At 60.7% G+C, this 10175-nt stretch carries 14 protein-coding genes and 1 pseudogene; 13 read left to right on the top strand and 2 right to left on the bottom strand.

From position 1 onward, the window contains the following. Positions 1-169 (top strand): annotated as a pseudogene (locus EM858_RS20015) (IS701 family transposase); the annotation flags it as partial. Between the two features lie 270 nt (positions 170-439). On the opposite strand, the gene EM858_RS20010 reads toward EM858_RS20015, so the two are convergent. Beyond that, positions 440-685 carry a hypothetical protein gene (locus tag EM858_RS20010; protein ID WP_127757746.1) on the bottom strand — a complete coding sequence of 82 codons (246 nt, stop codon included), beginning with the start codon at positions 683-685 and terminating at the stop codon, positions 440-442. A 489-nt stretch (positions 686-1174) separates the two neighbouring features. Between EM858_RS20010 and EM858_RS27205 the strand changes: the two genes are divergently transcribed. The 9 genes from EM858_RS27205 (at position 1175) to EM858_RS19965 (ending at position 6750) form a co-directional block, all read left to right on the top strand. Then, on the top strand, positions 1175-1579 hold the full coding sequence (locus EM858_RS27205; RefSeq protein ID WP_164865488.1) for a hypothetical protein: 405 nt from the start codon (positions 1175-1177) through the stop codon (positions 1577-1579). Positions 1580-2087: 508 nt separating this feature from the next. Further along, positions 2088-2399 carry a DUF736 domain-containing protein gene (locus EM858_RS20000; RefSeq protein ID WP_127757745.1) on the top strand — a complete coding sequence of 104 codons (312 nt, stop codon included), beginning with the start codon at positions 2088-2090 and terminating at the stop codon, positions 2397-2399. 374 nt (positions 2400-2773) lie between these two features. Beyond that, positions 2774-3616, top strand: a complete 843-nt coding sequence (locus tag EM858_RS19995; protein ID WP_127757744.1) for a DUF932 domain-containing protein — start codon at positions 2774-2776, stop codon at positions 3614-3616. Positions 3617-3862: 246 nt separating this feature from the next. Continuing rightward, on the top strand, positions 3863-4075 hold the full coding sequence (locus EM858_RS19990) for a helix-turn-helix transcriptional regulator (protein ID WP_127757743.1): 213 nt from the start codon (positions 3863-3865) through the stop codon (positions 4073-4075). A gap of 153 nt (positions 4076-4228) precedes the next feature. Next, entirely contained in the window at positions 4229-4492 is a 264-nt protein-coding gene (locus EM858_RS19985) for a DUF2285 domain-containing protein (protein ID WP_127757742.1), read from the top strand. Positions 4493-4607: 115 nt separating this feature from the next. Beyond that, positions 4608-4820, top strand: a complete 213-nt coding sequence (locus EM858_RS19980) for a DUF6499 domain-containing protein (protein WP_127757741.1) — start codon at positions 4608-4610, stop codon at positions 4818-4820. 139 nt (positions 4821-4959) lie between these two features. Further along, positions 4960-5421 (top strand): DUF2285 domain-containing protein, encoded by a 462-nt coding sequence (locus tag EM858_RS19975; RefSeq protein WP_245483030.1) that lies wholly within the window; start codon positions 4960-4962, stop codon positions 5419-5421. Between the two features lie 158 nt (positions 5422-5579). Next, complete coding sequence (locus EM858_RS19970) at positions 5580-5861, top strand: helix-turn-helix domain-containing protein (RefSeq protein WP_127757740.1); 282 nt, start codon at positions 5580-5582, stop codon at positions 5859-5861. Positions 5862-5877: 16 nt separating this feature from the next. After that, positions 5878-6750 carry a replication initiator protein A gene (locus EM858_RS19965; RefSeq protein ID WP_127757739.1) on the top strand — a complete coding sequence of 291 codons (873 nt, stop codon included), beginning with the start codon at positions 5878-5880 and terminating at the stop codon, positions 6748-6750. Positions 6751-7325: 575 nt separating this feature from the next. Here the strand turns inward: EM858_RS19965 and EM858_RS19960 are convergent. Continuing rightward, positions 7326-8372: an IS110 family transposase gene (locus EM858_RS19960; protein ID WP_127757738.1), complete on the bottom strand. Its 1047-nt coding sequence runs from the start codon at positions 8370-8372 to the stop codon at positions 7326-7328. A gap of 215 nt (positions 8373-8587) precedes the next feature. Here EM858_RS19960 and EM858_RS19955 point away from each other — a divergent pair, with 215 nt between their 5' ends. From EM858_RS19955 to EM858_RS19945, 3 genes are read left to right on the top strand one after another with little or no spacing between them, the layout of a single operon-like run. Then, positions 8588-9085 (top strand): DUF2840 domain-containing protein, encoded by a 498-nt coding sequence (locus tag EM858_RS19955; protein WP_127757737.1) that lies wholly within the window; start codon positions 8588-8590, stop codon positions 9083-9085. Next, positions 9082-9639: a S26 family signal peptidase gene (locus tag EM858_RS19950; protein ID WP_127757736.1), complete on the top strand. Its 558-nt coding sequence runs from the start codon at positions 9082-9084 to the stop codon at positions 9637-9639. Before EM858_RS19955 ends, EM858_RS19950 begins: the two co-directional genes overlap by 4 nt. 36 nt (positions 9640-9675) lie before the next feature. Next, a complete protein-coding gene (locus tag EM858_RS19945) occupies positions 9676-10002 on the top strand; it encodes a DUF736 domain-containing protein (protein ID WP_127757735.1) in 327 nt (108 codons plus the stop codon). Positions 10003-10175: the final 173 nt, after the last annotated feature.

Here is a 10175-nt window from a genome sequence, read left to right as displayed (position 1 = left end):
GGCGCATCAACAAATGAAAGAAGAACTCGGCCTCGATCACTTCGAAGGCCGATCATGGCAAGGTCTGCATCGACACGCGCTGATGACAATGATCGCTTATGCCTTCCTGCAACATCAGCGCCTACACCAGGCCAAGCGGGAAAAAAACCAAGAGGCACGGCCCGCCTAAACCGACACTGCCAGCCATCCGACGCGCGGTCATAAACACCCTCCTATCAACGTCAGCCCCAGAACGATGTCCGCACTGCAGAATCCGCTTCAGACCGCCAAAATGCATTCTGCCAAAGTAGTGCTAGGTGGGCTGCCGCTTGGCCACGGTGCAGACGCTGTGGCTATCCCAATCGGCACTGAGGCTGTATTGGACGCAGACAATAAGACGCTGACGATAAAGTCTGCCTTCATTTAATCGACCGCAAGCCCCATTCTGGCAGCCATCTGATTACTGGTACTTCGCCGCGTTGTTCTTGCAGTGCTGCAGGACGGTCTCAAGCCACTTGTCGAGCCATACCCAGTGAGCCTTATAGTCACCCACGCAGGCGTATCCCAGCGCGGGATTCTTCGCGTCAAGCTCGCTCATCAGCTTCGTATGTGCCCCCGAGCCAAACTTTGGGAAACCAGCCTCGGCGGCTTTATCCAGGATGTCCTGCCTGATGTAGCGAGTGCGGTTGACCTCTTTGAAGACCACCTCAACCCGTTCGGCGAGGTCTGACCCCGGCGAGACGACGACTACAGCCTAGTCCGAACCTGCAGCCTTCTTCGCTGCTATAGGAACAAAAGCTACCTTCAACCTGAACGCAGGGTCCTTTACCTGTTCCTCTGTCAGATCGTGTTCGAATGCCGATATGAAGGAGGACACGTGAACTGGTAGGCTCGACGCCTTCTTCAACGTATTGCGCTGGTCCATACCGAAAGACACAAACTGAAGTGCAATAGGCAAGCGCTTCTCCAAACCGAACTGGTGCCCAAAGTAAGTTCTCAAGGCGCCGTTGAAGTTCAAGCAGCAGGATTGAAGCTCTGCGCCAACCGCATCGTCGATCCTACTGGTGGACTGATGCTCGATCTCGTTCCGCAGCCCAATCAGGAAGCGCAAGTTCGTCTTGACACAGATATATAAAAGCGATCCAGAGATGCGAGATGCTGGCGTCAGGTCGAAGCCTCGAGGTCACGCTTGAGGATGTCGCTCCAGACGGTTGTCCAGAACCGCGGCGCATTGGTGGGTCCAACACTGATGAGCGCATTCAAAGATGGCGGGAGGATTGACGAATTGACATTGACCGGCATGAATCACGGAAAGGATGATATGGGCGTTACCCTGCGGGCCAGGCTGTCGGCTTCGCTGAAGCCCGTTGACGCGGTCTTCACCCTTCGGGCTTCCATACCTGACGCAAGGGATGGCGGCGGCGGGCATTCGCCCGGAGAAGCCAGCCGCTTTCGCAAGGCCGGACCAATGGCCTGTTCAGTCGATGACACAGCAACACGACCAGATCAGGGCCATATCCTCGCTGTCCGCCCCGGCCATGACCGCATGGAGGCGAACGAAGCGCAAAACAAGGAATCATCCAGCTTCACCGAGAGGTAGGGGTTGCCCCGCGCTGGACAGGCAGGCTCCTTCCATGCCGCCCCGAACTCGGTGGCTCCAGCAAACAGCGTGAGCGGAAGTCCGGCCCGTTTTCGGTTTCGCCTCATGATGACCGCGAGGGAACTTCACCGACTTGACGTTGAGGTTAAGGAGCTTGCCTGCGAGGGAGCCAGCGAAACCGTTGTCGGTGCGGGAGAAAGTGCTGACCGATAGCAGCCACGCCATGATTTCCTTTTTTCCGCCGACCGGACCACGCCCACCGCGATCTCGATTGATCTGGTCTGACCGAAGACCGGCGACGCAAGCGCCGCCTCGATCTCAATCCAGCAACGTCCGGCGACAACTTTTTTCCGCCGCCTTCGGCTTTGCATCGCGAAACACAAAAGCTGCCGCCGGCCGCCCTCCACTTCGTTCCGGCCCTAAGGGGTGCAGGCCGATCGTCCCCGGTCCATCGACCATCATCGAGACCGCGATGGGCGCGGCCCGATCAGCAGAAGGAAATCACGTCATGGCTACTATCGGCACTTTCTCCCGCACCGACAACGGCTTCGCTGGCTCGGTCAAGACCCTCAACCTCAACGTCAAGTCGGTGAAGTTCTTGCCCGCCGAGGACGAAACCGAAAACGGGCCGGACTTCCGCGTGTTCGCCGGAGCCACCGAGTTCGGAGCGGCATGGAAGAAGCAGTCCGTGCAGGGCAACCCCTACCTCTCGGTGAAGCTGGACGATCCCTCCTTCCCCGCCCCGATCTATGCGAGCCTGGTCGCGGCGGATAGCGAGGATATGGCCCTGATCTGGTCGCGCCGCCGCGCCACCAACTGAACAGGCCAAAGGTCTAGCCCCGCGAAAGCGGGGCTTCGCCATGCTCATGCTCGCCACCGCCATCAATTCATACGGAGCGCTATGTGCGCTTTGTCGTGATCGGCTAAGGCTGAAGCCTTACCGATCCAGAGGGGAAGCCAAGGGGTCTTACCCCTTTCTCCCCTCAAGCGCCGCCTGCGCATGGCAGGGTCGCCCGCTTCTCAGGACGGCTCACTGCATTCATGGTCTTCATTTTCCAATCCGTCCCGCTTGCACGCAACCCGGCCATGCTCGCCGGCACTTGTCCCCTCCCATCCCCGCGCGCTCTCGCGCCCCCGGAAGGCATGTCGAGGGACATGCCTTCGACAATTAAGGGAAAAAGAGGAGCAAGGACCATGAATTATCATCTCGTCACACGGTTCGGCCGCAACAGCCACCAGATCAGCGGACGCGAAGCGCTCGACAACGAAGCGCTGTTTCGGCACGTTCCAGCCATATTCGCCCGCGAACCGCATGATAGCCGGTCGGAGCGTTACGTTTACGTTCCCACCATTGAAATCGTGGAAGGTTTGCGCCGCGAAGGATGGTTTCCGTTCTTCGCCGTGCAGGCGGTGCCCCGCGATGGCGACCGCATGGGACACGCCAAGCATATGCTGCGTTTGCGCCGTGATGGCGGCATCGGCAAGCCGGAGGCGGCAGAAGTCATTATCGTCAACAGCCATGACGGAACGAGCAGTTACCAGATGTTCGCGGGGATGCTGCGTTTTGTCTGCACCAACAGTCTGGTTGCAGGCGAGCGTTTCGAGGAAATCCGCGTCGCGCACAAGGGCAATATCCAGCATGATATTATCGAAGGCGTTTATACGGTTGCGGAAGATTTTCCGCGCCTGATCGACGCCAGCGAAACGATGAAGGAAATCAGGCTTTCAACGGATGAACGGCATGTGCTGGCGGAGGCGAGCCTTGTCGCCCGTTATGGCGAGCAAGAAAGCCCGATCCGCCCGGGCCAGGTCATAACGCCGCGCCGCCGCGAGGATAACAGGGAAAGCCTCTGGATGACCTTCAACACCATTCAGGAAAATATGATGAAAGGCGGCTTGCACGGGCAGCGGCGCGATGACGCAGGCCGCATCCGGCGCAGCCAGACCCGCGCCATCAACGGTATAGACCAGAATGTGACCCTCAATCGCGCGCTCTGGACGTTGGCCGAAGGCATGCAGAAACTAAAGACCCACTGACCATGAAAACCGTAGAGCCGGGAAACCGGCTCTACGGTTTCCCGCTTTCGCTGTTTCAGTAGCCCCTTGGGCGATCCGCCACATGGGATCGGCGGCTTCCGCGCCTGGACGGCGCGGAAGCCGCTCGCCGGTCTGTGACCGGCTCGCGAAACCACGCACATGTTTTTCAAGGGGCCACTTTTCCTTTTCCGGAATCACTAGTATACTGGGTGGAAGTGCAATAGTCTGTCGGTGACAGCTTTTCCCATGAGCTTACGGGAAAGAGTCGCCAGGAACCTGCGTCGGTTGAGACATGATCGATCCATGTCACAGGAAGAACTTGCCCATCGCGCTCAGCTCAACCGCAACTATGTCGGCATGCTTGAGCGGGAGGAATACGCTGTTTCCGTCGATACGCTCGAAAAGCTCGGCGCAGCACTCGACGTTGATCCGATCGAATTCTTTCGAAACGATCCCTGAGAGACGCGCAAGGGCAGACCTATACTTTTTGCTAAGACGTTTCAGCGATAAGGTTATTCCGCAATTGCGGATATTACCGTCATGAAACGGTCACTCTACGAACGGATAAAAATACTGGTCCGTTTGTAGCGTGGCTTTCGGGGAAGAGGCCACATGAAGAAGCCTTTGAGGGACGGTGGACCACCCTTGACCGACAGGGTGAACGCCTATGATGAAGCCCATCTGGCAACTTATCTTCGTCTTCTGGATGCCGACGAGGAAGGTGCTGACTGGCGCGACGCCGTGCGCATCATCTTCGGTATCGATGTTGAAGCCGACCCGGAACGCGCCAGACGCATTCACGAAACGCACCTTGCCCGCGCTCGCTGGATGACCGAGATCGGCTATCGTCATCTTCTCGGAACACGCATGCAATAGTCGTTCCGGCCGGTTACATTCGAGACCGTTTGTATTCCAATTATCTGTATTCCGACTCCGGAAACTTCCCCAATACTCCGACCATCCCAAGGTTGAGTTTCCCAAGGGGAGTGGCATGGAAGCATTGCAGGACTGGACTTCACCCCGGTTCGATGACGAGCTGGGCCATCTTGAGCGCGGTGGTGTGACCTTCGAATTTCTTCGCCGCAACAAGCGATACCGAAACGACTACGAGGAGGCGCTGTCCAGCGCCGCTCCCGACAAAACGAAACAGGCTGAAGCCGAGCAGCGTTTGTGCCAACGTTGGGGGATCACCTTTCCCGGTTGATCCATCTCACCCGGCCTCGGTGGCACGGCCGCTCTGGCATCCGCGGATGTTTCCGGCAACCGTCATCATTGAACCTGCACCGGCAGGTTTCAGCGGTTGCCCGTTGCTCGATCCGTTCGCCCCCGCTTTTGCAGGGCATATGACGGCGGACGGATTTCATGCCGTCGTCAAGGACAAATACGGCGATCATCATGTCTGGCTTCCGCAGGGGCAACGGGTCATCAATGCCGTCATGTGGATTCCGCCTGACGAGTATTACAACGAGCGGGAGCAATGCGTCAGGCGGTTTTACCGCTGGCTGGCCGGAAAGTCGTCCGGCCCATTGCCGCGCTGGTTACGCTTTTCCCGTTACCAGATACACAGGTTAAGCCTGATGCTGCGCGTATGGGATGGCGTGCAGGCAGGCGCATCGCGTCAGGAAATCGCCAGTGTCCTTTTCAACACCGAACTTCGCAAACTACGTTCCATCGACTGGAAAAACACGCCTGAACGCAGGCGTATCGCTCGACTTCTTGGCGCCGCGCAAGAACTGATCGACGGCGGCTATCCGCGCCTGCTTTGCCCGTTCCAGAAACTTTTCGACAGTCCGCGCGATGGTTGATCGCCGCCACTGACCTCTGCCCTTCGTCGGCTTTAGTGCGACCGCTGCGGGGGGACATTTACGAAGGCGATAATTTTGTCACTCCGCCGGGCCGCATAATTTTCGCCATCCTCGCAATCGAACCGCCGTTCCAGCGGCGACTGCGATGGAGACCCGCAATGCATCAGAAGACCGAAGAAAATTGGCCGCGTTTCGTGCGTACCATAGAGGCCGCACGCCTTCTCGGCCTCTCTTCCCGCACACTGGAAAAGCACCGCTGCGACGGCACCGGCCCGATCTATCGCAAGCTCGGGGGGCGTGTCGTCTATACCGTCGCCGATCTTCAGGCATGGATTGATGCGGCCGCCCGTCTATCGACGTCCGAAGCCGCACCAACCCGACTGCTGCAGGTGCTGGACACCGACGCGGCCGCCGATCTTGCTATACATACCGCGTGCTGACCGGACGTTGCCGTTCATGTCCTCGCACCGGATATATCAGGGACAGCAACTCGAACTGTTCCGGCCATGCGGCGGCGACATCGCCGCCCGCGATGCGCAGGATCTCATGTCATGGCCGTTCTTCTCGCTCGCCAAGTCCCGCCGCGTGACGCCGATCGACTTCCGGATAGGGGACATATCAATCCGCGTCGAGGCGACGGCCGAGCACGGCATGGCGACGATCTGGGACGCCGATATTCTTATATGGGCGGCGTCGCAGATCGTTCAGGCCCGCGACAATGGCTTGCAGACGTCGCGTTTCATGTTCGCGACACCTTACGAAATCCTATCCTTCATCGGCCGCACAGATTCCGGCCTGAACTACGACCGGCTGAAAGCGGCATTGGACCGCCTTCAATCGACAACCGTTGTCACGTCGATCCGTCAGCCGTCGGCGCGGCGGCGGCATCGCTTCTCGTGGATCGCCGAATGGAAAGAACAACTGGATGCAGCCGGCCGGCCGCTCGGCGTCGAACTCATCCTGGCGGACTGGTTCTATGCCGGTGTCATTGACGACGCCCTGATCCTCACCATCGACCGGGCCTATTTCAATCTGACCGGCGGCCTTGAGCGTTGGCTGTATCGCCTCGTGCGTAAGCACGGTGGCCGCCAGACATGGGGCTGGAGCTTCGATCTCGAACACCTGCATCTCAAGTCCGGCTCACTCTCGCCGCTTAAGCATTTCGCCTACGACCTGCGCGCCATCGTCCAGCGCCAGCCGCTTCCCGGCTACCGGCTGGGGCTTGTCACCGATCCGGACGGCCGTATCCGGCTGACCTTTCAACCCACGCCAACCGATCCAATGAAGGACGCGTTGCGCCTGCCGCGCCGCCGCCCGATCAGACTGTGAGCAACCTGTGGACAGACCCGTACTATCAGGGACCGCAATGCCCGTACTATCGGGGACCGGAAACCCGTACTATCAGGGACCGAAACCGGGTTTAACCGCCCGGATTCCTTTGGCAATCCGCTCCCCTAACATTGCTAACATACTGACTCTAACTTGTTGTTGTGGATCAACAAGCTGTGGAGACAACGCCTCTCCACTTCAGTCTGCCATCGGCGAACTGATCCGTAAAGCCGCTTTTACTGAAGACGACAGCGACGGGCGCTCGAAAGCGCGCGCGAAGACTGCCGTCTGCCGTCGCTGCGGCCGTTCCCGTCCAACTTCGTCACGCTGAGGTGCGGCTCATGTCTCTCCGAAGAGCACTCGCTAACATCCGTGGTCGGCACGGTGTCCGCCACATTCCGGGATATGGAGACCAGGCGGTCAGGCTAACTAGCGCCGTGCGGTTGGTCCCGAAGGCCACCGGCAATCAAAGTTTCGATCTCGCCCAAATCCCCGTCTCTCCGGGAGACGCCGCTCCGCCGTGGCGGAACCTGGTGACGTCGATGGTGGGAGCGGCCGGATCGCCTAAGCCCTCATCAGGCGCGTGCGATCCGGCCGCCCTTCAGGCCGACGCCGTAACGGAAGGTCGTTCCATCCACCCATATCTTGTGCAGCAGCACGGCCAGCGCCCGCGCCACGGCGGTCGCGGCCTTCTTCAGCCCCTTCTTCTTCACCAGCCGCAGCCCCCAGAGCCGCAGCTTGAAGTTTTTCGGGATGCGCGTGAGGATGGCGATCGCCGCCTCGTAAAGCATGGCGCGCGTCATCTCGTCGCCGCATTTGGAGATGCGCCCCGACCAGTCGGTCTCGCCGGACTGGTATCGTCGCGGCGTCAGCCCGAAGTGGGCGCCGACGGTCATGGACTTCTTGAACCGGGCGGGATCGTCGACGGTGGCGCGGAAGGTCAGCGCCACGATGGCGCCGACGCCGGGCACCGTCATCAGCCGCCGCACCGCCTTGTCGTTGCGGGCGGCCGAAAGCGCCATGCGGTGCATGCGGGCGAACTGCAAGCGCATCGCCGCGCGGGCGGCGAGCAGCGGCTCGACGATCTGTTCCAGCTCGGCCATGCCGGCCACCAGCTCGCGCACCCGCGCATCGAACCGGCCGGTGGACACCTGTCCGACCTTCAGCCCGAACGGCCGGATCAGGCCGCGGATCATGTTCTCCATGTCGATGACCTTTCCCAAGAGCGCCTTGCGGCCGGCCAGGAGCACCCTCAGCGCCTGCGCTCCTTGCGATTTGACATGCACGGGCCGGAACCAGCCGGTGCGCATCAGCTGGGCGATGCCGCGCGCGTCATTTCGGTCGGTCTTGTTCAGCATGGCGTTCAGCGCCGCCTTGGTGTGGCGCGTCTCGATGCACACGACCGGCAGGCCCTTGTCGTCGAGGGCGGCGTGCAGCCAGGCGCTGAACGAGAAGGCCTCCAGCCCGACCCGTTTCAGGTGGACGCCCCATTCGGAAAGGAACAGCTCGATCGCATCCGGATCGCTCGGCAGCTTTCCTTCCCGGACGACCTTGCCCTCGCCATTCACCACGCACACGCTGGTTGCCTCCAGCGATACGTCCAGTCCCGCGTAATAGTCCATGTTTCACCTCCGTCGCCGATCCCGACGGAGCACACCGCGCCGCCTTCCGTGATCGTTTCACGAAGGCATCATCGCCACAGCCGCGACGCTGGCCAGCGGGCACAACACAGTACCCCGGCTAACCCAGAATCCTTCGGATTCTTCCTAACGCAGCCTGCCGAAAATCGCGGTTTTGGGGGGACATTCGCGCAGTCGTCCAGCCGGAGAACCGGCCGATGAAAGTGGGCGCCTTTTCTCCTCGAACGCTGGTCCATCTGACATGGATTGAGAACCGCATCGAGCAGCGCATTCACTTCGGCCGGATCGCCGAAGATCAGCGCATCGACCGCCATCATCGCGTCGTTGGCTTTGATCCCGGCGCGATCTTCGCCTTCGTCAGATGGGCGGCAAACGATTACGGCACCGTCGTTTCCCGCATCGACATTCTGCGCGCCGTCGCTGCCGGCGAGAGCTACCAGACCGTACCGCTGGTCGATCCCGGCGGGGAAATCCTTCTCCGTGTCCACGGCTGGCCGAAGGTCGAAAAGGTGCTGCACGTCATCGACGCGATTGAGCGGAGCGGCATCGACCCGGCCGACGTCGCGCCGGATCACTGGCGGCACATCCATAACCGTCTCACCGTCAACGAGCCGTTCCGGGCCTACACCCGCCAGCAGCATCGCGCCTGGCTGATGCGCCGCGAGATTTCCGCACAACAGGGAGACAGGCCATGACGCGCTTCGCATGGGTGATGGTGACGTATTTCTCCGCGGTTGCCACCACGGCTTCCATCTTCATCGATCCGGCCAAGAAACTGATCTGGAACGCATCGGCCAGCGTGCCGGTCGGCCTCTACCGGATCGTTCGCGCCGACCGTCTGGACGTCACCGACCTCGCAGTCGTTATGCCGCCCGACGATCTGGCCGACTTCCTTGACGAGCGCCGTTATCTGCCGCGCGGCCTGCCGCTCCTCAAGCGCGTGCTGGCGCTTTCCGGAACGACCGTCTGCCGCAACGGCGCGGAAATCACCGCCTACGGCATGGCCTATGGACAGGCCCGCGAGCGCGACGGCCAAGGTCGTCCGCTGCCCGTCTGGCAGGGCTGCCGGACGCTCCGCGTCGGCGAAGCCTTCTTCATGAAGTGGGACAGTCCCGACAGCTTCGACAGCCGCTATTTCGGGCCGCTTCCACTCTCAACCGTCGTCGGCAGGGCAATCCCGCTCTGGACCACTGACGATCCCGATCCGGTCGTGGAAACCTTCCGCGAGCCGGTTTCCGACGAGCCGTGAACGGCTCGCTTCTCCAACCGAATGAGGTTTACCGCTATGGCCCAGATAGGCACCTTCACCCGCAACAATGATGGCTTCTTCGGCCGTATCCGCACGCTTACCCTCGACGCCGAAGTGACCATCCTTCCGATCGATGAGACGGATGCCGAGAATGCGCCGAACCATCGCATCTTCGCCGATGGCCTCGAAGTCGGCGCGGCATGGGACCGAACCGGCGAGCGCGCCGGGGCGTATCTCTCCGTCACCATAGATGATCCTTCCTTTGTCGAACCGATCCGCGCACGGATGTTCGAGTCCGACACCAAAAAGGACACATGGAATCTGCACTGGACCCGCAAGACGCGGCGCGACGAACAGGCGTGACCCTCATGCGCTGCCATCCTTCCTATCGCCTGTCAGGCTCACTCCTCTTGATCGATCGAACGCCGATCACTCCCCTCGACCCGATCGCACACCGGGCGGCCGTCGCGCGCAGCGGCGGTCAAGGGCGACGACCTGTTTTCCGGAGGACGGACACGTCTTGCGACGATGCCCGT

This window comes from Agrobacterium sp. CNPSo 2736, assembly GCF_004005385.1.
Lineage (GTDB): Bacteria > Pseudomonadota > Alphaproteobacteria > Rhizobiales > Rhizobiaceae > Agrobacterium > Agrobacterium leguminum.
This window is presented reverse-complemented; position numbering and strand designations above follow the sequence as displayed.